This window comes from Plantibacter sp. ME-Dv--P-122b, from assembly GCF_030209375.1.
GTDB lineage: Bacteria > Actinomycetota > Actinomycetes > Actinomycetales > Microbacteriaceae > Plantibacter.
On sequence record NZ_JARVSC010000001.1, the window covers coordinates 599,797 to 625,714 of the forward strand.

Sequence of the window (25,918 nt, forward strand, 5' to 3'; positions counted from 1 at the left end):
AGTAACGGCCGGTCGCGCCGCCACCATCCGGTGGTGGGCCCGGCACGATGACAGCGAAAAGAGAGAACTATGAAGGTCAAGCCCAGCGTCAAGAAGATCTGCGACAAGTGCAAGGTCATCCGTCGCAACGGCCGCGTCATGGTCATCTGCGAGAACCCGCGCCACAAGCAGCGCCAGGGTTGATCTCAGAGGACCTGCAGCACGCAGCCCTGAGCACCACAGCACCACCCCTCTAACGGCAGTTCCAGATCCCGCAGCACATCGTGCATCGCGGGTGACACCTCGGGTCGGAGGCCCGAGCACCGGAACTGCTCCACACCTCCACAACTCCTAGGAGAAGCCACCATGGCACGTCTCGCCGGCGTAGACATCCCACGCGACAAGCGCGTGGAAGTTGCACTGACGTACATCTACGGTGTTGGCCGCACGCGGTCACTCAAGACCCTCGCCGACACCGGCATCAGCGGAGACATCCGCGTGAAGGATCTCACCGATGACCAGCTGATCGCCCTGCGCGATTACATCGAGGGCACCTTCAAGGTCGAGGGTGACCTCCGCCGTGAGGTCGCCGCCGACATCCGCCGCAAGGTGGAGATCGGGTCCTACCAGGGCATCCGTCACCGTCGTGGACTTCCGGTCCGCGGCCAGCGCACCAAGACCAACGCGCGCACCCGCAAGGGCCCGAAGCGCACCGTCGCCGGCAAGAAGAAGGCTCGCTAGGCCCCGCCTAGTCGCCTCGTCATAGGACTCAGGAGATATTCATGGCAGCACCAAAGTCGGCCGTTCGGAAGCCGCGTAAGAAGGAAAAGAAGAACATCGCCGTGGGCCAGGCCCACATCAAGTCGACGTTCAACAACACGATCGTCTCGATCACCGACCCCTCGGGCGCGGTCATCAGCTGGGCTTCGTCCGGTGGCGTCGGCTTCAAGGGTTCGCGCAAGTCGACCCCGTTCGCCGCACAGCTCGCCGCCGAGTCGGCTGCGCGTCAGGCGCAGGAGCACGGCATGAAGAAGGTCGACGTCTTCGTCAAGGGACCCGGCTCCGGCCGCGAGACCGCGATCCGTTCCCTCCAGGCCGCAGGCCTCGAGGTCGGTTCGATCAACGACGTCACGCCTCAGGCACACAACGGCTGCCGCCCCCCGAAGCGTCGCCGCGTCTAATTCCTTCGGTTCACCGGCCGTGATCCGTCCGTAGCGATCGTCTGATCGCCGCGGACGGATCACGGCATGGTCCTGGTGACCAGGGCCAGCGAACACCATTCACTACCTCGCCAACGCAAGTGTCATATAGCGGACACTTAGCCGAAAGGAATCCATAGTGCTCATCGCACAGCGCCCTACGCTCACCGAAGAATCCATCTCGGAGTTCCGCAGCCGGTTCATCATCGAGCCGCTCGAGCCAGGCTTCGGGTACACCCTCGGGAACTCGCTCCGTCGCACCCTGCTGTCGTCCATCCCGGGTGCAGCCGTCACCAGCATCCGCATCGACGGCGTGCTGCACGAGTTCAGCACGATCCCCGGTGTCAAGGAAGACGTCACCGAGATCATCCTGAACATCAAGGGCCTCGTCGTCTCCAGCGAGCACGACGAGCCGATCACGGCGTACCTCCGCAAGACCGGCGCAGGCCAAGTCACCGCGGCCGACATCTCGGCTCCGGCCGGCGTCGAGGTCCACAACCCGGACCTCGTCATCGCGACCCTCAACGACAAGGCGAAGTTCGAGCTCGAGCTCACCATCGAGCGTGGCCGCGGCTACGTGTCGGCCACGCAGAACCGCAACGAGTTCAGCGAAGCCGGTCAGATCCCCGTCGACTCGATCTACTCGCCGGTCCTCAAGGTGACCTACCGCGTCGAGGCGACTCGTGCCGGTGAGCGCACCGACTTCGACCGCCTGGTCGTCGACGTCGAGTCGAAGCCGGCCATCACGCCGCGCGACGCCATCGCGTCGGCCGGTCGCACGCTGACCGAGCTGTTCGGCCTGGCTCGCGAGCTCAACACCGCCGCAGAGGGCATCGAGATCGGCCCCGCGCCGGTCGACGCCGTGCTGCCGGGCGAGCTCTCGATCCCGATCGAGGACCTCGACCTCTCCGTGCGCTCCTACAACTGCCTCAAGCGCGAGGGCATCAACAACGTCAGCGAGCTCGTCGCGCTGTCGGAGACGCAGCTCATGAACATCCGCAACTTCGGACAGAAGTCGGTGGATGAAGTTCGCGACAAGCTCACCGAAATGGGCCTCTCCCTGAAGGACTCGGTTCCCGGGTTCGACGGCGCCCACTTCTACAGCGGCTACGACGACGAGACCGTCTCCTAGCACGCGATCCACCTGACGACTTTCCAACCTGAAGAGAGACAAGAATGCCTACTCCCACCAAGGGACCCCGCCTCGGAGGCGGACCTGCCCACGAGCGTCTCCTGCTCGCCAACCTCGCTGCTGCGCTGTTCACCCACAAGCGCATCCAGACCACCGAGACCAAGGCGAAGCGCCTGCGTCCGCTCGCTGAGCGCCTGATCACCTTCGCGAAGCGCGGCGATCTGCACGCCCGCCGTCGGGTGCTCGCGACCATCACCGACAAGAGCGTCGTCCACGAGCTCTTCACGGAGATCGCGCCCCTCGTCGCCGACCGTCAGGGTGGCTACACGCGCATCATCAAGACCGGTTACCGCAAGGGCGACAACGCTCCGATGGCCGTGATCGAGCTCGTCCTCGAGCCCGTCACGCCGAAGGCGAAGCCGGCCAAGCAGTCCGCGAAGCACGCCGCTGCGCCGGTCGACGAGGCTGCGGCCGAGGAGACCCCCGCCGAGACCTCGGCCGACGTCGAGGCGACGGAAGCCGTCGAGGCGACCGAGACCGACGGCGAGTCCGTCGACGCCGGCGAGACCACCGACGAGGCTCCCGCGAAGGACGCCAAGTAGGTTCAGCGACACACGAACGGGACCCCGCTCTCCATCTGGAGGGCGGGGTTCCGTCGTTCCTGGCGGCGCCGCGACGGTGTCCTAGGCTGGAGACATGCCTACCACTCCCGCCGAACCGGTCGGCCCGCCGGCCCTGCCACAGCACCCCGACGTCGACCAGTGGCGTCCGGCGGTCCGCGCGGACATCGACGACATCGTGGCGCTGTGCCGCGCCATGGATCCGTTCGACAACCCCCACCGGGTGACGAGTCGCGACGAGATCGCGGACCAGTTCGACCACGCGTGGATCGACATGGACTCGGACAGCCTGCTCGCGATCGCCGCCGACGGCACGCTGGTCGCCTATGCGATGGTGATCCTGTCGCCCTCACGAGACGTGTCCGTGTATTCGTACGTCTTCGGCGGCGTGCATCCCGCATGGCGTGAGCGGGGGATCGGCCGAGCGCTGCTCGCGTGGTCGCTGGAACGGTCCGAGCAGCAGCTGGCCTCCGTCGAGACGGATGCGCCGGCTTCCTCGCGTGCCTACGTCGACGAACGGAACCCGGGGGCGGCCCGCCTGTTGGAGCGGTTCGGCTTCGCCGTGGCGCGCTACTTCACGATCATGGAACGCGATCTCTCCGCGCCCGTCGACGAGATCGACGTGCCCGACGGTGTCCGACTCGAGGCATACCACCCGGACGTGGCCGAACGTACGAGGGAGGCTCGGAACGACTCGTTCCGGGATCACTGGGGCAGCCTGGAGACGGTCCCGGCGATGTGGGCGCAGTTCGTCGGCGGATCCCACTTCCGTGACGACCTCTCGGTGGTCGCGATCGACGACGACGGACGGGTCGTCGGCTTCACGCTGGCCGAGGTGGACGAGGACAGCTGGTCCGCGCAGGGGTTCACCAGCGCGTACATCGCCCTCGTCGGAACCGTGCGCGACTGGCGTGGCCGACGACTCGCGCCGGCTCTGCTGGCCACAGCGCTCCGTCGGATCCAGGCGGCCGGCCTCGAGCGGGCGACGCTGGAGGTCGACACGGCCAGTCCCACCGGTGCACTCGGGCTGTACGAACGACAGGGCTTCGTCGCGACGACGCGTGATCTGGCGTACGTCCGTGAGCGCTGACCAGGTCGCGGTAGCGGACGTCCTCCCGACGCAGCGGTTCCGGCTCGCCATCGCCTACGACGGCACGGACTTCGCCGGATGGGCGAAGCAGCCGGGGCTCCGGACGGTCGAGGGGGTCCTGGAGGAGGCGCTCTACCGCGTGCTCGGGAAGACCGTGCCGCCGATGCCGCGGTTCGTGGTCGCCGGACGGACGGACGCCGGGGTGCACGCGGCCGGTCAGGTGGCCCACCTCGACCTCACCGAGCCACAGCTCGCGAAGATCACGCGATTGCAGGGGCGCCACGCTGAGTTCCACGACGGTACGCCGCGGAACGAGACCGCGAGCTCCCTCCTGGCTCGTCGACTGAACGGCGTCCTCGGGATGGACCGCGATGTCGTGATCCACGCGGCGGAACCGGCGGCGGAGGGGTTCGACGCGCGCTTCTCAGCGGTCTGGCGTCACTACCGCTACCGCCTCGCGGACGCCGACGTCCGCAAGGATCCGATCCTCCGGCGGACGACGAGCTGGACGACGGCGTCGCTCGACGTCGAGCTGCTCCACCGGGCGGCCACCTCGCTCGTCGGGCTCCACGACTTCCAGGCGTACTGCAAACCGAGACCGCGCGCGACGACCATCCGGACCCTGCAGTCCTTCAGCTGGGAGCGGGACGAAGCGGGCGTGCTCGTGGCGAGCCTCACCGCCGACGCGTTCTGCCACAGCATGGTGCGGGCTCTCGTCGGTGCCTGCGTCGCCGTGGGGGAGGGGCGCATGTCGCTCGAGGAGGTCGTGCGGCTCCGCGACGGCGGACGGCGCGAGATCGACTTCCGGGTGATGCCGGCGCGCGGGCTCACCCTGATCGCGGTCGGGTACCCCGAGCCGGGACTGCTGCACGCGCGTGCCGCCGAGACCCGACAGCGGCGGAGTCGCGAGCACGTGGAAGCGAGCGTCGAGTGACGTTCCCGGTCGGAATTGACCGCCGGGACGTCGTCGCGTAGACTCTCCCGTTGGTGCCTGCGCCTTCTGCGGCGCGGTACCCGAAGTTGAGCCCTCCACCTCGGGCGTTCCGTTCGGAACACCCAACAGGAGCGGGATTCACGAACGACCAACTCCGACCAGAAAGCAGCACTATTGTGACGCGCACGTATTCCCCGAAGGCCAGTGAGATCACGCACGACTGGGTCGTCATCGACGCCACCGACGTGGTCCTCGGCCGCCTGGCCAGCCACGCTGCAGCGCTCCTGCGCGGCAAGCACAAGGCGACCTTCTCCCCCCACATGGACGGTGGCGACTTCGTCATCATCATCAACGCCGACAAGGTGGCCCTCACCGGCGCCAAGCTCCTGCAGAAGAAGGCCTACCGCCACTCCGGTTACCCGGGCGGGCTCTCGGCCGTCACCTACGCCGAGCTCCTCGAGAAGAACCCGATCCGCGCCGTCGAGAAGGCGATCCGCGGCATGCTGCCGAAGAACACGCTCGGCCGCGACCAGCTGAAGAAGCTCAAGGTCTACACGGGCAGCGAGCACCCGCACGCCGCTCAGCAGCCCAAGCCGTTCACGCTCGACCAGGTCGCCCAGTAAGCACCGGACAAGAAAAAAGGATTACACAGTGGCGAACATCGCAGATTCCATCGAAGAGACCCCGCAGAGCTACTCCACCGAGTCGGCTCCTGAAGCAGCAGTCACCGCGCCTCGCGCCGTGCTGAGCGTCCCCGGCGCAGCCGTCGGCCGTCGCAAGCAGGCCATCGCCCGCGTGCGCCTCGTCCCCGGCAGCGGCACCATCACGGTCAACGGCCGCACGCTCGAGGACTACTTCCCGAACAAGCTGCACCAGCAGCTCATCAACGACCCGTTCACCGTCCTCGACCTGGCCGGCGGCTACGACGTCATCGCACGCATCTCCGGCGGTGGCCCCTCGGGCCAGGCCGGTGCGCTGCGCCTCGGCATCGCTCGCTCGCTGAACCAGATCGACGAGGAGAACAACCGCGCCACCCTGAAGAAGGCCGGCTTCCTCTCCCGCGACGCTCGCGTCAAGGAGCGCAAGAAGGCCGGACTCAAGAAGGCCCGTAAGGCTCCGCAGTTCTCGAAGCGCTAAGCGCTCAAGACAAGCGAAGCTCGATGCCTCAGCTGTTTGGTACCGACGGCGTACGCGGACTCGCGAACGCCGACCTGACGGCAGACCTCGCTCTCGGCCTTGCCCAAGCCACCGCAGTGGTGCTTGGGCAAGGCCGTAGTGCTGAGGCCCGCCGTGCCGCCGGGAAGCGCCCGGTCGCCGTGCTCGCACGCGACCCCCGCATCTCCGGCGAGTTCCTGTCCGCCGCGGTCGCGGCGGGCCTGGCGTCCTCGGGCGTCGACGTGCTCGAGGCCGGCGTGCTGCCCACGCCCGCGACGGCGTTCCTCATCGCCGACATCGACGCCGACTTCGGCGTGATGATCTCCGCCTCGCACAACCCCGCGCCGGACAACGGCATCAAGATCTTCGCCCGTGGCGGCACGAAGCTGCCCGACGCCGTGGAACGCCGGATCGAGGAATACCTCGACCGCCCCAAGCTCAGCCCGACCGGCGCAGACGTCGGCCGGATCATCCGCTTCGCCGACGCCGAGGACCGTTACGTCCTCCACCTGCTCGGCAGCCTCCCGAACCGTCTCGACGGCATCCATGTCGTCCTCGACTGCGCGCATGGCGCGGCTGCGGGTGTATCGCCGGAGACCTTCCGCGATGCCGGGGCCAAGGTCACGATCATCGGCAACGACCCCGACGGCATGAACATCAACGACGGCGTCGGCTCCACGCACCTCGACCTCCTGTCCAAGGCGGTCCTCGAGCACGGCGCCGACCTCGGCATCGCTCACGACGGCGACGCCGACCGCTGCCTCGCCGTGGACGCCGCGGGCAAGGTCGTCGACGGCGACCAGATCATGGCCATCCTCGCGGTCTCGATGCAGGAGCGCGGCAAGCTCAAGGACGACACGCTCGTCGCAACGGTGATGAGCAACCTCGGCCTGCACGTCGCGATGCGCGAACACGGCATCACCGTCGTCCAGACCGGGGTCGGCGACCGTTATGTCCTCGAAGCGATGAACGCGAACGCCTATTCGCTCGGGGGCGAGCAGTCGGGTCACGTCATCATGGCCGACTACGCGACCACCGGCGACGGCATCCTCACCGGCCTGCACATCGTGGCCGAGATGGCGCGCACCGGGAAGACGCTCGCGGAGCTCGCCGCAGTGATGCAGGTGTACCCGCAGATCCTCGTCAACGTCACGGGTGTCGACCGCACCCGCCTCGTCGGCGACGAGGTCGTCGACGCCGCCGTACAAGCTGCCGAAGCCGAGCTCGGAGACGACGGACGCGTGCTGTTGCGGCCGTCCGGCACCGAGCAGCTCGTCCGCGTCATGGTCGAGGCGGCCGACCAGCCGACCGCAGATCGTCTGGCGCACCGCCTCGCCGACGTCGTCCGCGAGCGACTCGCCATCTGAGTCGTCCGGCGGCTGGTCGGCACCGCAGCTGTGGAAGAGTGATCGCATGACTTCGACGACGACGGGCGCTGCCTCCGGGCAGCCGACGCCCTACGTGGAGATCGACCGTGCCGAATGGGCGCGACTCGCTCCGGAGACGGCCACACCGCTCAGCGAGACCGAGGTCGTGCAGATCCGCGGCCTCGGGGACCGTCTCGACATGCGTGAGGTCGAGGAGGTCTACGTGCCGCTCAGCCGGCTGCTGAGCCTCTATGCGAAGGGCACCCAGGACCTCGGGCGCGCGACGAGCCGCTTCCTGGGCGACCAGGCGCTCCGGACGCCGTTCGTGATCGGTGTGGCGGGTTCCGTGGCCGTCGGCAAGTCGACGATCGCGCGGCTGCTGCGCGAACTGCTGTCGCGCTGGCCGGACACCCCGCACGTCGAACTCGTGACGACCGACGGCTTCCTCTACCCGAACGAGGAGCTCCAGCGGCGCGGCATCATGGATCGGAAGGGCTTCCCGGAGTCCTACGACCGCCGTGCGCTCCTGCGGTTCATCACCGCGGTGAAGAGCGGCGCCGCCGAGGTGCGGGCACCGTTCTACTCGCACCTGCGCTACGACATCATCCCGACGGCGCAGGTCGTCGTCCGGCGCCCCGACGTCCTGATCGTCGAGGGCTTGAACGTGCTGCAGCCGGCTGCGACGGCGAGCGGACTCGCGATCAGCGACCTGTTCGACTTCAGCATCTACGTCGACGCACGGACGCGCGACATCGAGTCCTGGTACGTCGACCGCTTCATGGCGCTCAAGCGGGGCGCGTTCTCGAACCCGAACTCGTTCTTCAACGTGTTCGCCGAGCTCTCCGACGAGGAGGCGGCCGATCAGGCGCGCGGGTTCTGGCGCTCGATCAACGAACCGAACCTCATCGACAACATCCGCCCGACCCGCTCACGGGCGAAGCTCGTGCTGCGGAAGGACTCGGATCACACGGTGTCCTCGGTGCTGCTCCGCAAGCTCTGACCTGCGGCAGGGGAAGGGCCCGGGAACCGGTGGATCTCGGCAAGACCGTCCTGCTCCGAGGCTGAGCGCCGGCGCCTCGAGGTTGGTGCAGGATCCTCGCAAACTCGCGCGATTATGCTGCTCTACATGTGTGGAATCGTAGGATACGTCGGGAACGACAAGACGGTGGACGTCCTCATGGGCGGACTCAAGCGGCTCGAGTACCGGGGGTACGACTCCGCCGGGATCGCCGTGCTCGACGCGACGGGTTCGCTGAACACCCGGAAGCGCGCCGGGAAGCTGGCCGTCCTCACCGAGGACCTCGCCGCGAACCCCATCGCGCCGGGCTCGACCGGCATCGGTCACACCCGTTGGGCGACCCACGGTGGACCGACGGACCGCAACGCGCACCCGCACCTCGGTGACGAAGGGCGCCTCGCGCTCATCCACAACGGCATCATCGAGAACTTCGCCGAACTGCGCGCGGAGCTCCTCGCGGACGGCTTCACCTTCGAGAGCGACACCGACACCGAGATCGCCGCCGTGCTCATCGGCCGCGAGTACCGTTCCACCGGCGACCTCACTGAAGCCTTCCGTCGCGTCGTCGCTCGCCTGGACGGCGCCTTCACGCTGCTCGCCATGCACCAGGACCTGCCCGGTGTCGTCATCGGTGCGCGTCGGAACTCGCCGCTCGTCATCGGGCTCGGCGACGGCGAGAACTTCCTCGGGTCGGACGTCGCCGCGTTCGTGCAGTACACCCAGCGCGCGGTCGCGATCGGCCAGGACCAGATGGTCGTCATCACGCCCGACGACGTGACGGTCACCGACTTCTCCGGCAACCACGTCGTGACCGAGCCGTTCGAGATCCAGTGGGACGCCTCGGCGGCCGACAAGGGCGGTTGGTCGAGCTTCATGGCGAAGGAGATCAGCGAGGAGCCCGACGCGGTCGCGAACACGATCCGCGGGCGGGTCGAGGGCGGCCAGGTCGTCATCCCCGAACTCGCCGGTCTCGACGAGCTCTTCCTCGACATCGACCGCATCGTGATCATCGCCTGCGGCACCGCCGCCTATGCGGGCACGGTCGGCACCTACGCGATCGAGCGCTGGGCCGGGATCCCGGTCACCGTCGAGCTGAGCCACGAGTTCCGCTACCGCGACCCGGTCATCGACGCGCGCACGCTCGTCATCTCGGTGAGCCAGTCGGGCGAGACCATGGACACGCTCATGGCGGTGCGTTTCGCGAGCGAGTCCGGCGCGAAGACCCTGTCGATCTGCAACACCCAGGGCGCCACGATCGCGCGCGAGTCGGACGCCGTGGTGTACACCCACGCGGGGCCCGAGGTCGCGGTCGCGTCCACGAAGGCGTTCACCGCCCAGATCACGGCGCTGTACCTGTTCGGGTTGCACCTCGCGCGGGTCCGCGGCACCCAGACGCCGGCGTTCCTGGCGTCGCAGGTCGAGGAGCTGCAGGCCGTGCCCGACAAGATCGCCAGCATCCTCGGGGCGTCCGAGAAGATCGCGCAGCTCGCCCACTGGATGGCCGACTCCCGCGCGGTGCTCTTCCTCGGTCGCCACGTCGGATACCCGATCGCGCTCGAGGGCGCGCTGAAGCTCAAGGAGCTCGCGTACATCCACGCCGAAGGCTTCGCCGGCGGTGAGCTCAAGCACGGCCCGATCGCCCTGATCGAGCCGGGTCAGCCCGTCTTCGTCGTCGTCCCGAGCCCGCGCGGCTCGGCGATCCTGCACCCGAAGGTCATCTCGACCATCGAGGAGATCCGCGCACGCGGTGCCCGGGTCATCGCGATCGCTGAGCAGGGCGACGCCGCCGTCCTGCCATCGGCCGACGAGGTCATCCCGATCCCGCTCGCCGGTCCGCTGTTCGAGCCCCTGCTCGCCGTCATCCCGCTGCACATCTTCGCGATGGAGCTCGCGACGGCGAAGGGCCTCGACGTCGACCAGCCGCGCAACCTCGCGAAGTCCGTCACGGTCGAGTAGGGACGGTCCGCGAGGCCCGAGGTGGCCCGTCGTGCGGGCCTCCGGGCCGCACACGACGGCCGTAGAGTAGAGGGATGATCATCGGCATCGGGGTGGACCTGGTCGACCTCGCACGGTTCGAACGGGCGATCACCCGCACCCCGAACCTGCTGGCCAGGCTCTTCGTCCCGTCGGAACGCGACCTCCCGCTGCGCTCCCTCGCCGGCCGGTTCGCCGCCAAGGAGGCGCTCATCAAGGCACTCGGCTCCTCGGACGGCATCCGGTGGCAGGAGATGGCGATCGTGAACGGCCCCGAGGGGAAGCCCGACTTCGCGCTGTCCGGCGTCACGGCGGGTGTCGTGGCCGAGCGGGGGATCACCAGCATGCACCTGACCATGACGCACGACGCCGGGGTCGCCGTCGCCTTCGTCGTCGCTGAGCGGGAGGGATGACGCCTGTGCCCGAGCACGACCCGCGCCCGACCCGCGAGGCGATCATCGACCTCGACGCCCTGCGCCACAACGTCCGTCGCCTCCGCGAGGTGACCGGCGTCGGCGAACTGATCGTCGTCGTCAAGGCCGACGCCTACGGGCACGGTGCCGAGGCCATCGCCCGCGCGGCGGTCGAGGCGGGGGCCGATCGTCTGGGTGTCGCCGACATCACGGAGGGCGTCGCGCTCCGCGCTGCGGGAGTCACTGCGCCGATCCTCGCGTGGCTGCATGGCCCGCAGGCCGCCTTCGGCGCCGCACTCGACGCCGGGATCGACCTCGGTCTGTCGTCGGTGGCGCAGCTCGACCGCGTGATCGAGGCCGCTCGGGATCGGCCGTCCGTCGTGCCGGCCGTCCAGTTCAAACTCGAGACCGGCCTCAGCCGGAACGGTGCGGCGGAAGCCGACTGGCCGGAACTCTTCCGGGCCGCCGCAGCCGCCGAGACCGCTGGGCTCATCCGGGTCGACGGGCTGTTCTCGCACGTCTCCAACACCTCCACCGCCGACGACCGGGCCGCCGCTGCCCGCTTCGAACGCGGTGTCACCCTCGCCAGGGAGGCCGGTCTCGCACCGCGGAGTCTGCACCTCGCCGCGTCGGCGGCAGCGCTCGGTGAGCCGGCCCTCCGGTACGACGCCGTCCGCCTCGGACTCGCCGTGTACGGCCTGTCGCCCTTCGAACCCACCGAGGACGTCGACCGCTCGGCCGACGCCTTCGGCCTCCGCCCCGTCATGACCCTCCGGGCGTCGGTCGCCGCGGTGCGTCGGGTCGAACCTGGTGCCGGGGTGTCCTACGACTACAGCTACCGGACCAGCACGGCGACGACGCTCGCCCTCATCCCGCTCGGATACGCCGACGGCGTGCCGCGGAGCGCCTCGAACGCCGGCCCGGTCGTGATCAACGGACGCCGCTACCGGGTGTGCGGGCGGATCGCGATGGACCAGTTCGTCGTCGACGTCGGCGACGACGCGGTCGCGGTGGGCGACGACGCCGTGCTGTTCGGCGATCCGGCGTCCGGCGCGCCGCGTGTCGAGGAGTGGGCGGAGGCCGCCGGCACCATCAACTACGAACTCGTCACCCGCATCGGGCCGCGCGTGGTCCGGACGACCAGGGAGCGGTCATGACCGATCACGTCCTCACCCCGGGTACCGTCGAGGTGGCCACGCCCGAAGCGATGCACGCGTACGGCGTCCGACTCGGCACGGAACTGCGTGCAGGGCAGCTCCTGGTCCTGACCGGGCCGCTCGGAGCAGGCAAGACGACCCTCACGCGTGGGATCGGCGAGGGCCTCGGGGTCCGTGGCCCCGTCACCAGCCCCACCTTCGTGCTCGCCAGGACACACCCGAGCCTCGTCGGCGGCCCGCCGCTCGTCCACGTGGACGCCTACCGGCTCGGCTCGGCGCTCGAACTCGACGATCTCGACATCGACTTCGCCCGATCCGTCGTCGTGGTGGAATGGGGAGCCGGATTGCTCGACGGCGTGGTCCCCACCTGGTTCGAGCTCGTCATCGAGCGTCCGACCGGAGCCGGCGACGAGCCCGTGACGGACGATGCCGGCGAGGAACCGATCGAGCGCCGGACGCTCACGCTCTCGCGGTACCCCGCGACCGACGCCGGGTAGGCTGGACGACGTGCTGTTGGCGATCGATACATCCGCGGGTTCGAGTGTCGCCGTCGTCACTCTGGGTGGCGAGGTGCTGGCCGAACGGTCCTCCGACGACCCGATGCGGCACGCCGAGGTCATCGGGACGCTCGTCGCCGGATGCCTCGACGACGCCGGGATCGAGGTCGCCGCGCTCACCGGGCTGGTCGCGGGCATGGGGCCAGGGCCGTTCACCGGTCTCCGGATCGGGATCGCCGCGGCCCGCAGCTTCGGGATCGGCGCAGGCCTCCCGGTGCACCCCGTGGTGAGCCACGACGCGATCGCGCTCGACGCCTACCGGTCCGGTTCCGCCGCACCCGACGCCACGCTCCTCGTGGTCACCGACGCCCGCCGTCGCGAACGCTACTGGACGAGCTACGCCGGACTCGACGCAGCCGGCCTCCCGGTCCGCGTCGAGGGGCCGGCCCTTGCGAAACCCGACGACCTGCCGACCTCCGAGTCCGTGCGCCTCGACGCGCTGGTCGTCCCCGCCGGGGCGTTGGGACAGGTCGCCGCCGCACTCCTCGCCACCGACGGCGAGTTCGCGGGGGAGGAGCCGTTGTACCTCCGCTCGCCCGACGTCACGATGTCCGCGGGCACCAAGCGGGTGACGGCGTGAGCTGGTCGCTGCGCCGCGCCGGTGTCGCCGACCTCGACGCGATCATGCAGCTCGAGCACACCGTCTTCGTGAACGACGCCTGGTCGGCGGACATGATGCGCGCCGAACTGTCGTCGCCGCACGGGTACTACCTCGTCGCGACGGAGGTCGACGCCGACGACGCGACGCTCGCGGGCTACGGCGGGCTGTTCGCACCGTCCCGGTCCGACGACGCCGACATCCAGACCATCGCGGTCGCCGGGCACGCCAGAGGACGAGGCCTCGGACGACTCCTCATGCAGGCGCTCATCGAGCAGGCCAGGCAGCAGGACGTCGCCCAGGTCTTCCTCGAGGTCAGGGCCGACAACCCCGTGGCGATCGCGCTGTACCGGAGTCTCGGCTTCGAGGAACTCGGCGTCCGCCCTGGTTACTACCAGCCGGACGACGTCGACGCCATCGTCATGCGACTCACGGTCCAGCCGAGGCCGCCCATGCCCACCCACGGGCAGTCCCCGCTCGACCAGACCGATCAGCACCCCGGGAGCATCGCGTGAACCGTGCAGAACCGCTCGTCCTCGGCATCGAGACGAGTTGCGACGAGACCGGGATCGGCATCGTCCGCGGACACCACCTGCTGGCGAACACCATCGCCTCGAGCATGGACGAACACGCACGGTACGGTGGCGTCGTCCCGGAGGTCGCCGCGCGCGCCCACCTCGAGGCGCTCGAGCCCACGCTCACGGCGGCGCTCGCCGAGGCCGGCATCGCCCTGGCCGACCTCGACGCCGTCGCGGTGACGAGCGGCCCCGGTCTGTCCGGCGCGCTCATGGTCGGCGTCGGCGCAGCGAAGGCGCTCGCCGTGTCCCTCGGCAAACCGCTGTACGCCGTGAACCACCTCGTCGGGCACGTCGGCGCCGACGTGCTCGACTCCGAAGACGGGACGATCGAGTACCCGACGATCGCCCTGCTGGTGTCCGGCGGGCACACCTCGCTGCTGCTCGTGCGGGACCTCGTGTCGGACGTCGAACTCCTCGGTGAGACCATCGACGACGCGGCGGGAGAGGCCTTCGACAAGGTCGCGCGCATCCTCGGCCTGCCCTACCCGGGCGGGCCGCAGATCGACCGGGCGGCCGTCGGCGGCGACCCGAAGACGATCCGGTTCCCCCGCGGACTCAGCCTGCCGAAGGACATGGAGCGGCATCGGTACGACTTCTCCTTCTCCGGCTTGAAGACGGCCGTGGCACGCTGGGTCGAGGCGAAGCAGGATGCCGGGGAGCCGGTCCCGGTCGCGGACGTCGCCGCCAGCTTCCGCGAGGCCGTCGTCGACGTGCTCGTCTCGAAGGCAGTCAAGGCGTGCACTGAGCTCGGCGTACCCCGCCTGCTGCTGGGGGGTGGCGTCATAGCGAACGCACGGCTCCGCGAGGTGGCCGCCGAACGCACCGCTGCGGCCGGGATCGAACTGCGCATCCCGCCGTTGCAGCTGTGCACCGACAACGGCGCGATGATCGCCGCGCTCGCCGCGCAGCTCATCTCCGCCGGACACGAGCCGTCCTCGCTGGGCTTCGGCGCCGACTCGACTCTGCCGGTCACCGAGATCCAGGTGCACTGACCGCTCGACCAGCCGTCTCCCGACCGTCGACCGGATGCGCGGACGTCGGCGCATAGGATGGGCCGGTACCCGGTCACGGATCGAAGGAGCGGCGATGGATCAGCACGAGCACCCCGACGGACGACCTCAGCACCAGGACGGTGCGGTGGACGGGCAGTCGCGCCCGCCGCAGGCCGAGCAGCCGAACGGGCAGCCGCAGCAGCCGTGGGGCCAGCAGCCTCCGCCCCAGGCTCAGCCCCAGCCTCAGCAGCCTTGGCCTTCGTACCAGCCGCCGCAGCCGTCTCAGCATGCAGGTGTCGCGCCGCAGGGCCAGCAGCAGCCGTACCAGCCCCAGCCGCACGGACCGCAGCAGCCGTACCAGCCCCAGGGCCAGGCCTTCCCGCCGCCGACGGACTGGCAGAACGGCTCCGGCTCGCCCGTCACACCGCAGGCGCGCCCCGCACAGCAGGCTTCGTCCCCTTCGGCGCCTCCGTCGGGTTGGCAGGGCGACCACGCGACCTATCTGCAGACGGTGCCGACGGCGGTCTACCAGGCACCGAGCCAGGGAGGCTACGCCGCGTACCAGCAGTCGCAGACGCCGACCCCAGCCGCGTCGACCAGGACCTCGCGGAGCACCTGGTCGCTCATCACCGGTGTCGTCGGGCTCGTCGTCTCCGTCTTCGTCGGTTGGGGCTTCCCCCTGTCGATCGCCGCGATCGTGCTCGGGTTCGGAGCCAGACGCCGCGAGCCGCAGGGCCGAGGGCGCGCGCTCACCGGCCTCGTGACCGGGTTCGTCGGCCTCGCCTGCTCGGTCGGCTGGCTCGTCTACAGCGTCGTCGTGATCATCGGGTACGTCTCGACCTGATCCTCCTCGGGGCGCTGCGGCCCGACGGACGCCGTCGGGGTCAGGCGTCGGCGGCCGGCGTCACCCGTTCGACGAGCAGCGCACTGTGCTTGCCGGCGATCCTCGTGAGGATGATCGTGGCCGAGCCGTCGCCCTTGAGCGCGAGTCGCTTCCGGAACGCCGCGGGGTCGACGTCGACGCCGCGCTTCTTGATCTCGAGGACGCCGATCCCGCGATCCCGCATCGTGCGCTTGAGGACCTTCTCGTCCATCGGCAGTCGCTCGAGCACGCGGAAGGTCGTGGCGAACGGCGAGTTCGTCGCCGTGTCGGAGGTCAGGTAGGCGATGCCCTGCCCGAGCATGCCGGCCTCCAACCGGATGGCGAGGTCGCCGATGAGTCGGGCCCGGATCACGGACCCGTCAGGTTCGTGCACGTAGTCGCCGAGCTCCCGCACCGGGGCGTCGTCGGCGTCGGCCTCGGCGTGCAGTTCGTGGTGGACGCCGTCTGCGATGAGGAGCGCTGACCGTCGGACATCCGGACGGGCCAGCGGGCCGAACCAGAGCGCCATCTCGACGAGTTGTCCGTCGACCGACACCCACTGCGCCTCGGCGTCGTCGGGGATGAGGGAGCGGTCGAATCCGGGCCCGAGCTTGACGCCGACGGGCAGGCGCGCCGCCGCACCGAAGACCAGGTCGAGGGACGGGGTGTAGTCGGCGGCACTCGACAGCCGCGCGGTGTCGACATGTCCTGCGGTGCGGCGGGCGGGGTCGAACCAGACGGCGTCGAAGTCGTCGAGGGTGATGTCCTCGGCGGCGGCGTTCCGCACGCTCGCCATGGGGAAGGGGGCGAGGTTGTAGCTGGCGATGGCCGCGGTGACCTCGTCGATGTCGACCGCCGTGACCTCCAGGTCGAGCGAGGCCATGGCCATCGAGTCGGCGCCGATGCCGCTGCCGAGGTCGGCGATCCGCGTGAGGCCGGCCCGCGCGAACCGGCCGGCGTGCAGTGCGGCGACGGGAAGGCGCGTGGCCTGCTCGAGCCCGGCCTCGGTGAACAGCATGCGGCCGGCGAACGGGCCGAACTTGCCGACGGCCTTCTGCCTGAGCCGCGACTGCGTGAGGACCGCGGCGACCAGCTCGGGGGAGTGCCCCTCCTTGCGCAGCCGCCCGACCAGGCGGACGGCCTCGTCCTTCGTCGGGTAGGGCGGAAGGGAGTCGAGGAGCCTGAGGCCGTCGGCAGTGAGGAGTTCGACGAGTTCCGAACGGTCCATGGTCAGCGGGCCTCGGGCGGAGCGGGATGCATCCGGCAACGGTAGCAGCCACTGATTGGCACTCGCATTGCATGAGTGCCAGAAGATGCCTACACTGGAATCAGCACTCTCGCAGTGTGAGTGCTAACCACGTCTTCGTTTCAAGAAAGAGGTCAACCGTGTCGGTCTCCATCAAGCCGCTCGAGGATCGCATCGTCATCAAGCAGGTCGAGGCAGAGCAGACCACCGCTTCCGGTCTGGTCATCCCCGACACCGCCAAGGAGAAGCCCCAGGAGGGCGAGGTCGTGGCGGTCGGACCCGGTCGCATCGACGACAACGGCAACCGCGTCCCGCTCGACGTCGCCGTCGGCGACAAGGTGATCTACTCCAAGTACGGTGGCACCGAGGTCAAGTACGCCGGTGAGGACTACCTCGTCCTGTCCGCGCGCGACGTCCTCGCCGTCGTCGTCCGCTAGTCACCAGCGCACGGATCCGGCGGCTCAGGCCGCTCAACAGCCCGAATGGCATTCGCCGTTCGGGCTGTGTCCGTTTCCGGAGGGTGTCGCGGGGAGCAGCGGGTCTAGCCTGGACCAGTGCAGAACCCCAGCGATCCAGCCGACGTCGACATCCACACCGTCACCGTCGACGGGGGAGGCGACCGCCGTGCGAGCGTGGCCGTACCTCAGCAGGGAAGCCGGTCCGGACTGCTCTCGGCGGTCGCGGCCTACTGCCTCTGGGGAGCGCTTCCGCTCTACTTCATCGCCCTCGCACCGGCCGGGGCCTTCGAGGTGGTGGCGTGGCGGATCCTGTTCTCCCTCGTCTTCTGCGCCGTCCTCATCCTGGCGACCCGTTCCTGGCGTCGACTGTCCGGCATCCTCCGCCAGCGACGCATCGTCCTGACCATGGGTCTCGCCGGGGCGCTCATCTACGTCAACTGGCAGACGTACGTCTACGGTGCGCTCAACGGCCAAGTGGTCGAGGCGTCGCTCGGGTACTTCATCAACCCGATCGTGACCGTCTTCCTCGGCGTCTTCTTCCTCCGCGAGCGGTTGCGTCCAGCCCAATGGGCCGCGGTGGTCGTGAGCGTGATCGCGGTCCTGGTCCTCGCGATCGGGCACGGCAGCGTCCCCTGGATCGCCCTCATCCTGGCCTTCTCGTTCGGCCTCTACGGGTACATCAAGAAACTCGTGGGCGGCTCGGTCGACGCCGTGTCCGGGTTGACGCTCGAGACCGTGTGGCTCATGCCGGTCGCGACCGCCCAGCTCATCGCGGTCGGCGTGACCGGTGGGCTGACCATCGGCACCGCGGGCGTCGGGCACACCCTGCTGCTCGTCGGCGCCGGCGTCATCACCGCCGTCCCGCTCCTGCTGTTCGCGGCGGCGGCCCGCCGCCTCCCGCTCACCTGGATGGGTTTCATCCAGTACTTCGCACCGATCATCCAGTTCGTCGTCGGTGTCGCGGTCCTGCACGAGGCGATGCCGCCGGAGCGCTGGTTGGGCTTCGGTCTCGTGTGGCTGGCGCTCGCGATCCTCACCGTCGACATGCTCGTCGCCTCCACCCGGAGTCGTCGGGCCGCCGGGGCCGAACGGCGCCGCTCGATGAGGGTCTGAACAGCGGATTCCAGCGCTGATCGCGCGACCACTGCAGGAAAAGCGCGAAACAGGCCCTCCTGAGGTAACGATTTGGTCGTGTTACACGCTTGTAACGTCAACGACATTGTCCAGCGCACGTGCAGCGGATAACTTGACTCAACGGCAGCCCCTGGAGCTGCCACTCTTCTGACAAGCAAGGAGTACCATGAGCGTCTTTTCGAAGGCCACGGCCGCTCGCTCCCGCCCACGTTCCATCGTTCTCGGTGGTATCGCACTGATCGGAGCCAGCGCGCTGGTTCTGAGCGGTTGCGCCTCGAGTGGTAGCGGCGACAGCGGCAGCAGCAGCAAGCCTGCTGGCGACCTGACCCTGAAGCTCGGCACGGCGTTGCCGCAGACCGGTAACCTCGCGTTCCTCGGCCCGCCCGAGGAGGCCGGTGTCGGTCTCGCGGTCAAGGAGGTCAACGACGCCGACCTCGGCATCAAGATCGACCTGACGCTCGGCGACTCGGGTGACTCCGACAACAAGGCGTACGCGACCGAGGTCCCCCGTCTGCTCTCCGAGGGCGTCACGGCCATCATCGGTGCAGCGTCCTCGGGTGTGTCGAAGCTCTTCATCGACGAAGTCACCGGCGCAGGCGTCATCCAGTTCTCCCCGGCGAACACCTCCGCGGACTTCACGACGTGGGACGACAACGGTCTCTACTGGCGGACGGCGCCGTCCGACGTGCTGCAGGGCGAGGTCCTCGGGAACCTGATCGCGGAGGACGGCAACGCCACCCTCGGCATCATCTACCTGAACGACTCGTACGGCACCGGCCTCGCGAAGTTCACCAAGGAGGCGTTCGAGAGCGCCGGCGGTGAAGTGGTCGCCGAGCAGTCCTACAACACCGGTGACACCTCGTTCGACGCGCAGATCAGCGCGGTCAAGGCGGAGAACCCCGACGCGATCGCGATCATCGCGTTCGAGGAGACCAAGACGATCGTCCCCGGTCTCGCCGGCTTCCCGTCGGACAAGCTCTACTTCGTCGACGGCAACCTCGCCGACTACAGCGCGGACTTCGCTCCGGGCACCCTGACGGGCGCCAAGGGCACGCTGCCCGGTCTCGACACCGCGAAGCTCGGTGACTTCACCGACCGCCTCCAGGCGTTCGTGAAGGACGAGGGTGGCGAGCCGCTGAAGGATTACAGCTACGCGGCTGAGTCGTACGACGCCGTCATCCTGCTCGCCCTCGCGGCGCTGCAGGCCGGTTCGACCGAGGGTGCCGACATGGCAGCCGAGCTCCAGTCCGTGTCCGGTGGCAAGGACAAGGGCGAGAAGGTGACCACCTTCGAAGAGGGTGCGAAGGCCATCGCCGACGGCAAGAAGATCGACTACGACGGCAACTCCGGTCCGATCACGTTCGATGAGAACGGTGACCCGACCGAGGCGACCATCGGTATCTACCAGTACGGTGACGACAACAAGTACACCCGCACCAACTAGTCGCCAGCGCGACTGACGAGGCCCCGGAGCGATCCGGGGCCTTCGTCGTGCTCGCCCCCGACCCACCCCGAGTGTGGTGTGTCGTGTGTGGTGGTGCCAGCGCGGTGCGCTGACGCGAGCGCGGGTCCAGCGCGTGAGCGCGGGTCTCCGGAGACCCGCGCTCACGCGCCTGCCATGCGCTCACGCCGATTCCGACCCCATGCGGCTCAACGGGGCGCGCTCACGCCGGCGCACCGCGCTGACCATAGGGATGGGCTCCTGCCGGCGCACTGCGCTGACGGAGGGGGCGGTATGTTCCTGCCAGCGCACCGCGCTGACGGAGGGGGCGGCGTGTTCACGCCAGCGCACCGCGCTGGCAGCAGCGACCAGTTGGGCGCCCGGGTCAGCGGAACGCGCGATGCAGCCCTGCGCGTTCGAGTTTCGCAGCGAGCCGGCTCGGATGGACGAGGTCCTCCCAGGTGGCACGGACGACGGTGTACCCGAGCGCGCGCAGCCGGTCCTCCCGATGCTTCTCCGCCAGGACGATGTCGGCCACGTCCCGGCCCTGCGTGAACTCCTCTCGCACATATTTCTGGCGGCCGTCGAGTTCGAGGATGATGCGTTCGTCCGGCCAGACCGCATCGACCACGCCGATCGGTCCTTCCGCGTCGGAGAACGCCTGCTGGAGCACCGGCAGGGCGAATCCGAGCTGCGCGATCACGACCCGCATCTTCGATTCACCACCGTTCGCGGCGAGGGGGTCCGCGAATTCGATCGCGAAGCGCACCTGACGTCCTCCCCGTCTGCCCGGCAGGTCTCGGGCGAGCGAGCGGAGCGCCGTCTCGTCGGTGAGCTTGAGCCGGAGGGCTGCGTCAGCGACGGCCACGGCATCGTCGAGGCGGGCGATCCGCGCGAGATCGACAACGGTCCGAGCCGGGTCCGTGACGGCGAGCCCGTACCGCATCCGTCGGGCGACCGAGCCCTGCGTCGTGTGGCGGATGATGCCGGGTGCCGAACGCCCTCCGCGATCACCGCTCGTCAGCGTGTGCACCTCGGGAGGCCACGGGCCAACGATCGGGAGTCCCCACAATCGCGCCGCCGAGTAGTGGCTGAACACTGCGTCCTTCCGCAGCGCGACGGCCGCCGCATCGATCCGGACGCGGTAGCGGTCATCGGGGGACAGGGAACTCCAGATCGGTTCAGGGACGTAGATGCCCTTCCGCAGACGCACCAGATCGCCGTCGCGGTGGGCGGCGCTCACCAGACGCTCGGCACCGACCCGACGTGCGTCGCGGACGAGCAGGAGTCCGTTCGGGCGGAGGAGCAGGTTCAGATCGAAGGATTCCATCGACTCACCGTGCCCGTTCCCCTCGCCAGCACCTCGTGTCTTGGAAGAGATGTGGAGAACTCCTCCCGTCCGGCCTGCGGTGGAGCGAGGGTGAAATGGTGCCCAGCGCGGTGCGCTGACGCCAGCGCGGGTCGTCCCCCTCGGCGCGGGTCGCTGTGCCACGGGGGCGGTGATTCGGCGTGAGCGCGGCCCCAGCGCGTGAGCGCGCGCCTCCGGAGACCCGCGCTCACGCGCCAGGGCCGCGCTCACGTCAGCGCACCGCGCTGGCGAACACCGGAAGGGGGGAATGCACAACTCCTCCGTCCCCGTCTCAGGAGGCCGTCTTGGTACGACGGTGCCCCTCGGGGGAGGGAGGAGTTGTGGTTCGTTCACCGGTCGGGATCCGGTGGCTTCTGGCCCGTCACTCGGCCCACGGCCGGGACAGGCATGTTCGAGGGTACCGAAGTACCCGCCGACCCGCGAGTGGGGATCGCCCTGATCAGTCCTCGTCCTGGCCGAGCGTGCCCAGGTAGAGGCCGATCACCTTGTCATCCGAGAGGAGCTCGCGGCCCGTCCCGGTGTAGGCGTCACGACCCTGGTCGAGCACGTATCCGCGGTCGCAGATCTGCAGACAGCGACGCGCGTTCTGCTCCACCATGATCGTGGTGACGCCGGCTTTGTTGATGTCCGAGACGCGGATGAACGCGTCGTCCTGTCGGACCGGCGACAATCCCGCGGACGGCTCGTCGAGGAGCAGCACGTGCGGATCCATCATCAGGGCCCGCGACATCGCGACCATCTGGCGCTCACCACCCGACAACGAACCGGCGCGCTGCTTGAGCCGCTTCCCGAGTTCGCTGAAGATCCCGGTGACGAACTCGAGGCGCTCGTCGTACTGCTTCGGCTTCTGGAACAGCCCCATCTTGAGGTTGTCCTCGATGGTGAGGCTCGGGAACACGTTGTTGGTCTGCGGGACGAACCCGACGCCGCGGGCCACGAGCTTGTTCGCCCGGAGCCCCGTGATGTCCTCGCCGTTCAGCAGCACCTGTCCGCTGCGCACCTTCACCTGTCCGAAGATCGCCTTCAACAGCGTCGACTTCCCCGCACCGTTCGGTCCGATGATGCCGATGAGCTCACCCTTCCGGGCGGTCAGGTTCGCACTGTTCAGGATGTTCACGCCTGGCAGGTACCCGGCGGTCAGATCGGTGACCTCCACGACCATCTCGGCGGTCTTGACCGCAGTGCCGCCGACCGGCGCACCCTTCACGTCGCTCATTTCCGCTCCTCCTCGGGCTCGGCACCAGCCGCGAGCCGTTCGTCCTCGATCTCGGCGAGCAGCTCCTCGGCCGCAGCGCTGTCCTCTCCGGCGATCCTGCCGGTCACGACCCCGAGGTCGACGTCCTGATGGCTCCCGAGGTAGGCGTCGATGACGGCGGGGTCCTCCATGACGGTGTCCGGCGGACCCTCGGCGACGACGCGACCCTCGGCCATGACGACCACCCAGTCGGCGATGTGCCGGACCATCTGCATGTCGTGCTCGACGAACAGCACGGTCATGCCCTCGTCCTTCAACGCCAGGATGTGGTCGAGGAGGGACTGCGTGAGCGCCGGGTTGACGCCGGCCATCGGCTCGTCGAGCATGACGAGCTTCGGATCGCTCATGAGCGCCCGCGCCATCTCGAGGAGCTTCCGCTGCCCACCGGACAGGCTGGCGGCGTAGTCGTCACGCTTCGTGTCGAGCTTGAAGCGGCGCAGGAGGTCCATCGCCTTGACCTCGAGGTCCGCCTCCTGCTTCCGCCAGAGCGGCTTCACGAGGCTCGAGAAGATGCCCTCTCCGGTCTGGCCGGTCGCGCCGAGCTTCATGTTCTCGAGCACCGTGAGCAGGCCGAGCGCCTTCGTCAGCTGGAAGGTCCGGACCTGACCCATGCGGGCGACCTTGAACGCCGGGACGCCCCCGAGGCTCTTGCCGTCGAAGTTCCACGTCCCGGTGTTCGGCTTGTCGAAGCCGGTCAGCAGGTTGAACAGCGTGGTCTTACCGGCACCGTTCGGGCCGATGAGGGCGGTGATCGCGTTTCGGGGCACCTCCAGGTGCTCCACGTTCACCGCCTGCAGGCCGCCGAAGGTCCGGGTGACCTGGTCCGCGATGAGGATCGGGTCGACCTTCTTGACGCCCGGGACGATCTCGCCGACGTGGAGGCCGGTGGTCTTGACCGGTCGCGAGGTGGGTGAGCTGTTACTTGACAAAGGTCAGCTCCTTCTTGTTTCCGAGGATGCCTTGCGGCCTGAAGATGACGATCAGCATGAGCGCGACACCGACCAACACGTAGCGGAGCGTCGACGCCTGCGTCGAGCTCATGAACGGCAGGACGTCCGCCTTCACGAGCGCCGGGAGGACGTTCGAGAGGAACGCCATGATCACCCAGAAGATCACCGAGCCGAGCAGCGGCCCGAAGACCGTGGCGGCTCCACCGAGCAGGAGGATCGTCCAGATGAAGAAGGTGAGACTCGTGACGTAGACGCTCGGCACGACCGCGGAGGGGAGTGCCAGCACCACCCCGCCGAGTGCGCCGAACACGCCACCGACGACGAGCGCCTGCATCTTGTAGGCGAACACGTTCTTGCCGAGCGCCCGCACGGCGTCCTCGTCCTCGCGGATGCCCTTCAGCACACGGCCCCAGGGGCTGCGCATGAGGAGGAACACGAGGAGTGCGGCGACGGCGAGCAGCAGGATGCCGAAGATGCGGACCCACCACTGGTTGGCGTTGAGCTCCCACGGGCCGAAGCCGTAGATGCCCTCCGGGATCGGGTTCGCGGCCCGGAACCCTGCATGGTAGTTGCCGAGTCCGTCGGCCGAGTTGGTGAACTCGTCGAAGACCTGCGTGGTGAAGAGGAGCCGGACGATCTCGGCCGCCGCGATGGTGACGATGGCCAGATAGTCCGCCCGCAGTCGCAGGGTCGGGATGCCGAGGATGAAGGCGAAGACCACCGAGGCCAGGCAGCCGACGATGATGCCCGCCCACCACGGGAGGTCGAAGCTCAGGATCGAGATGGCGTAGCCGTAGGCGCCGAGCGCCATGAACCCCGCCATACCGAAGTTCAACAGACCGCCGTAGCCGAAGTGCACGGCCAAGCCGAGTGCTGCGAGCGCGTACGCGATCGTCTCCGGGCTGATGACCCAAGCGAGCGTGTTCGAGAGAATGCTTCCCCAGTCCATGCGCGTGCCCCTAACCGATTCTCTCGCGACGTCCGAGGATGCCCTGCGGTCTCACGAGGAGCACCGCGATGAGCACCACGAGGGCGCCGACGTACTTGATGTCAGACGGGATCCAGAGCGTCGAGACCTCGACGAGGATGCCGATGATGAGGGCGCCGACCATGGCGCCGAAGGCGGTTCCGAGCCCGCCGAGGGTAATGGCCGCGAAGATGAGGAGGAGCAGCTGCGCTCCCATGTCCCACTTGATGCCCGGTCGGAAGTACGCCCACAGGATGCCGGAGAGGCCGGCGAGGGTCGCTGCGAGGATCCAGACGATGCGGACCACGCGGTCGACGTCGATGCCGCTCGCCGCTGCGAGGCTCGGGTTGTCCGAGATGGCTCGCGTCGCCTTGCCGGTCTTCGTCTTGATGAGCCACCAGGCCACGCCGAGGAGCACCACGACGCTGACCGCCATGCTGATCATGTCGGTGACGCTGAGCGAGACCGTGCCGAACAGCTTGATGTTCTCCTCTCCCGAACCGGGCAGCTGGAACGTGCCGCCGCCGATGAAGTAGAGGAAGACGTAGCGGAGCGCCAGCGACAGGCCGATCGAGACGATCATCACCTGCACGATGCCGACGCCCTTGCGTCTCAAGGGTCTCCAGATGCCGGCGTCGAGCGCGAACCCGAACGCCGCACTCAACGCGAGGGCGATGATGATGGCCAGCCAGATCGGCCATTGCAGGAACACCCCGAACACGAGCGCCATGATCGCGCCGAAGGTCACCATCTCCGCGTGGGCGAAGTTGCTGAGTCCGGTGGTGCCGAACACCAGGGAGGCTCCGATGGCCGCGAGGGCCAGCATGAGCCCGAAGTTCAGGCCGTTGACGAGTCGTTCTGCGAGTTGATCCCAGAAGCTGACGGTGACGCGGACGCCCTCGCCGAGGAAGAAGTTCACTGACTTCGATTGGGTGAGGCCGAACTCGGCCTCGATGGTCGAGCCGCCCTCGGCGACGATGACGCCCTTCGGGAGGGTCTCCTCGTCGAGCGTTACCTTGTACGTACCTTTCTCGGGGACGCCGATCTTCCACTTGCCGTCGGCGTCGGTGTCGACATCGGCCTTGTAGCCGTTGCCGTCGACCGTGATGTTCACGCCTTCGAGTGGTTTGTCGTCGTACTTGACGTTCCCGGCGAAGTAGAAGTCGTACTCCTCGCCCACCTCGTCAGCATGAGCCGGGACGGCGCTCATGACGGACGTGAGGGTGATGGCCCCGAACAACAGGGCGATGAGGAGCACGAATCTCCGTGCCAGTCTCGGGTTTCGGGTCGTTCCAGCGAACTTCACTGCACCTCCAGTGCCGGGCCACTTCCGTGGACCGTTCTCCTGCGTCGGACAACGCTGTTCGACGATAGAACCTGATTATTGCCTACATGTTTCGCCCGTGCGTATTTCTCCGCATCGATTTGTCGGGATCGTGGAATAGGGGTAGGCCCTGCTCGGTTACGATGGTG

28 protein-coding genes are annotated in these 25,918 nt (G+C 68.6%); 22 read left to right on the plus strand and 6 right to left on the minus strand.

From position 1 onward, the window contains the following. Positions 1 to 69 precede the first annotated feature (69 nt). The 19 genes from rpmJ to QRN19_RS02945 all read left to right on the plus strand — a co-directional run bounded on the left by rpmJ (position 70) and on the right by QRN19_RS02945 (position 15,607). Positions 70 to 183, plus strand: coding sequence for a 50S ribosomal protein L36 (gene rpmJ, locus QRN19_RS02855; protein WP_021759549.1), 114 nt, complete (start codon positions 70 to 72; stop codon positions 181 to 183). Between the two features lie 162 nt (positions 184 to 345). After that, a complete protein-coding gene (gene rpsM, locus QRN19_RS02860) occupies positions 346 to 720 on the plus strand; it encodes a 30S ribosomal protein S13 (RefSeq protein ID WP_064296688.1) in 375 nt (124 codons plus the stop codon). A gap of 41 nt (positions 721 to 761) precedes the next feature. Further along, a complete protein-coding gene (rpsK, locus tag QRN19_RS02865) occupies positions 762 to 1,160 on the plus strand; it encodes a 30S ribosomal protein S11 (protein ID WP_056008094.1) in 399 nt (132 codons plus the stop codon). A 157-nt stretch (positions 1,161 to 1,317) separates the two neighbouring features. Further along, positions 1,318 to 2,310, plus strand: coding sequence for a DNA-directed RNA polymerase subunit alpha (locus tag QRN19_RS02870; RefSeq protein WP_056008091.1), 993 nt, complete (start codon positions 1,318 to 1,320; stop codon positions 2,308 to 2,310). A 44-nt stretch (positions 2,311 to 2,354) separates the two neighbouring features. Beyond that, the gene (rplQ, locus tag QRN19_RS02875) at positions 2,355 to 2,912 is read left to right on the plus strand and encodes a 50S ribosomal protein L17 (RefSeq protein ID WP_285025142.1); all 558 of its coding nucleotides are present in this window, start codon (positions 2,355 to 2,357) and stop codon (positions 2,910 to 2,912) included. 94 nt (positions 2,913 to 3,006) lie between these two features. Further along, complete coding sequence (locus QRN19_RS02880; protein ID WP_285025143.1) at positions 3,007 to 4,020, plus strand: GNAT family N-acetyltransferase; 1,014 nt, start codon at positions 3,007 to 3,009, stop codon at positions 4,018 to 4,020. Then, on the plus strand, positions 4,010 to 4,954 hold the full coding sequence (gene truA, locus QRN19_RS02885; RefSeq protein ID WP_285025144.1) for a tRNA pseudouridine(38-40) synthase TruA: 945 nt from the start codon (positions 4,010 to 4,012) through the stop codon (positions 4,952 to 4,954). Before QRN19_RS02880 ends, truA begins: the two co-directional genes overlap by 11 nt. Before the next feature lie 176 nt (positions 4,955 to 5,130). Beyond that, entirely contained in the window at positions 5,131 to 5,577 is a 447-nt protein-coding gene (rplM, locus tag QRN19_RS02890) for a 50S ribosomal protein L13 (protein ID WP_071259493.1), read from the plus strand. A gap of 28 nt (positions 5,578 to 5,605) precedes the next feature. Continuing rightward, a complete protein-coding gene (rpsI, locus tag QRN19_RS02895) occupies positions 5,606 to 6,091 on the plus strand; it encodes a 30S ribosomal protein S9 (RefSeq protein WP_064296683.1) in 486 nt (161 codons plus the stop codon). Between the two features lie 23 nt (positions 6,092 to 6,114). Continuing rightward, positions 6,115 to 7,476, plus strand: coding sequence for a phosphoglucosamine mutase (glmM, locus tag QRN19_RS02900; RefSeq protein WP_194602255.1), 1,362 nt, complete (start codon positions 6,115 to 6,117; stop codon positions 7,474 to 7,476). A 46-nt stretch (positions 7,477 to 7,522) separates the two neighbouring features. Next, entirely contained in the window at positions 7,523 to 8,476 is a 954-nt protein-coding gene (gene coaA, locus QRN19_RS02905) for a type I pantothenate kinase (RefSeq protein ID WP_285025146.1), read from the plus strand. A 126-nt stretch (positions 8,477 to 8,602) separates the two neighbouring features. After that, a complete protein-coding gene (gene glmS / locus QRN19_RS02910; protein WP_285025147.1) occupies positions 8,603 to 10,450 on the plus strand; it encodes a glutamine--fructose-6-phosphate transaminase (isomerizing) in 1,848 nt (615 codons plus the stop codon). A 74-nt stretch (positions 10,451 to 10,524) separates the two neighbouring features. Continuing rightward, positions 10,525 to 10,881: a holo-ACP synthase gene (locus QRN19_RS02915; RefSeq protein ID WP_064296680.1), complete on the plus strand. Its 357-nt coding sequence runs from the start codon at positions 10,525 to 10,527 to the stop codon at positions 10,879 to 10,881. Positions 10,882 to 10,886: 5 nt separating this feature from the next. Then, positions 10,887 to 12,038 (plus strand): alanine racemase, encoded by a 1,152-nt coding sequence (gene alr, locus QRN19_RS02920; RefSeq protein ID WP_502928017.1) that lies wholly within the window; start codon positions 10,887 to 10,889, stop codon positions 12,036 to 12,038. Continuing rightward, positions 12,035 to 12,535: a tRNA (adenosine(37)-N6)-threonylcarbamoyltransferase complex ATPase subunit type 1 TsaE gene (tsaE, locus tag QRN19_RS02925; RefSeq protein WP_285025149.1), complete on the plus strand. Its 501-nt coding sequence runs from the start codon at positions 12,035 to 12,037 to the stop codon at positions 12,533 to 12,535. The genes alr and tsaE overlap by 4 nt, the downstream gene beginning before the upstream one ends. Before the next feature lie 10 nt (positions 12,536 to 12,545). Continuing rightward, positions 12,546 to 13,175, plus strand: a complete 630-nt coding sequence (gene tsaB, locus QRN19_RS02930) for a tRNA (adenosine(37)-N6)-threonylcarbamoyltransferase complex dimerization subunit type 1 TsaB (RefSeq protein WP_285025150.1) — start codon at positions 12,546 to 12,548, stop codon at positions 13,173 to 13,175. After that, positions 13,172 to 13,708 carry a ribosomal protein S18-alanine N-acetyltransferase gene (rimI, locus tag QRN19_RS02935; protein ID WP_285025152.1) on the plus strand — a complete coding sequence of 179 codons (537 nt, stop codon included), beginning with the start codon at positions 13,172 to 13,174 and terminating at the stop codon, positions 13,706 to 13,708. Before tsaB ends, rimI begins: the two co-directional genes overlap by 4 nt. Then, the gene (gene tsaD / locus QRN19_RS02940; RefSeq protein WP_285025154.1) at positions 13,705 to 14,763 is read left to right on the plus strand and encodes a tRNA (adenosine(37)-N6)-threonylcarbamoyltransferase complex transferase subunit TsaD; all 1,059 of its coding nucleotides are present in this window, start codon (positions 13,705 to 13,707) and stop codon (positions 14,761 to 14,763) included. The genes rimI and tsaD overlap by 4 nt, the downstream gene beginning before the upstream one ends. A gap of 94 nt (positions 14,764 to 14,857) precedes the next feature. After that, entirely contained in the window at positions 14,858 to 15,607 is a 750-nt protein-coding gene (locus QRN19_RS02945; RefSeq protein ID WP_285025156.1) for a DUF4190 domain-containing protein, read from the plus strand. A gap of 40 nt (positions 15,608 to 15,647) precedes the next feature. On the opposite strand, the gene QRN19_RS02950 is transcribed toward QRN19_RS02945, so the two are convergent. Further along, positions 15,648 to 16,853, minus strand: coding sequence for a class I SAM-dependent methyltransferase (locus tag QRN19_RS02950; RefSeq protein WP_285025157.1), 1,206 nt, complete (start codon positions 16,851 to 16,853; stop codon positions 15,648 to 15,650). 158 nt (positions 16,854 to 17,011) lie between these two features. Here QRN19_RS02950 and groES point away from each other — a divergent pair, with 158 nt between their 5' ends. The 3 genes from groES to QRN19_RS02965 all read left to right on the plus strand — a co-directional run bounded on the left by groES (position 17,012) and on the right by QRN19_RS02965 (position 19,907). After that, positions 17,012 to 17,308 (plus strand): co-chaperone GroES, encoded by a 297-nt coding sequence (gene groES / locus QRN19_RS02955; protein WP_056008047.1) that lies wholly within the window; start codon positions 17,012 to 17,014, stop codon positions 17,306 to 17,308. A gap of 195 nt (positions 17,309 to 17,503) precedes the next feature. Next, positions 17,504 to 18,442 carry an EamA family transporter RarD gene (rarD, locus tag QRN19_RS02960; protein WP_285025260.1) on the plus strand — a complete coding sequence of 313 codons (939 nt, stop codon included), beginning with the start codon at positions 17,504 to 17,506 and terminating at the stop codon, positions 18,440 to 18,442. A gap of 187 nt (positions 18,443 to 18,629) precedes the next feature. Further along, complete coding sequence (locus QRN19_RS02965; protein WP_079001731.1) at positions 18,630 to 19,907, plus strand: ABC transporter substrate-binding protein; 1,278 nt, start codon at positions 18,630 to 18,632, stop codon at positions 19,905 to 19,907. Between the two features lie 382 nt (positions 19,908 to 20,289). Here the strand turns inward: QRN19_RS02965 and QRN19_RS02970 are convergent, their stop codons facing one another. The 5 genes from QRN19_RS02970 to QRN19_RS02990 form a co-directional block, all read right to left on the minus strand. Continuing rightward, positions 20,290 to 21,234 (minus strand): PDDEXK family nuclease, encoded by a 945-nt coding sequence (locus QRN19_RS02970; protein ID WP_285025160.1) that lies wholly within the window; start codon positions 21,232 to 21,234, stop codon positions 20,290 to 20,292. Between the two features lie 478 nt (positions 21,235 to 21,712). Then, a complete protein-coding gene (locus QRN19_RS02975; protein ID WP_285025162.1) occupies positions 21,713 to 22,489 on the minus strand; it encodes an ABC transporter ATP-binding protein in 777 nt (258 codons plus the stop codon). After that, positions 22,486 to 23,457: an ABC transporter ATP-binding protein gene (locus QRN19_RS02980; RefSeq protein ID WP_285025163.1), complete on the minus strand. Its 972-nt coding sequence runs from the start codon at positions 23,455 to 23,457 to the stop codon at positions 22,486 to 22,488. Before QRN19_RS02980 ends, QRN19_RS02975 begins: the two co-directional genes overlap by 4 nt. Next, positions 23,447 to 24,427, minus strand: a complete 981-nt coding sequence (locus QRN19_RS02985; RefSeq protein ID WP_079705278.1) for a branched-chain amino acid ABC transporter permease — start codon at positions 24,425 to 24,427, stop codon at positions 23,447 to 23,449. Before QRN19_RS02985 ends, QRN19_RS02980 begins: the two co-directional genes overlap by 11 nt. 10 nt (positions 24,428 to 24,437) lie before the next feature. Continuing rightward, a complete protein-coding gene (locus QRN19_RS02990) occupies positions 24,438 to 25,655 on the minus strand; it encodes a branched-chain amino acid ABC transporter permease (RefSeq protein WP_064296746.1) in 1,218 nt (405 codons plus the stop codon). Positions 25,656 to 25,918: the final 263 nt, after the last annotated feature.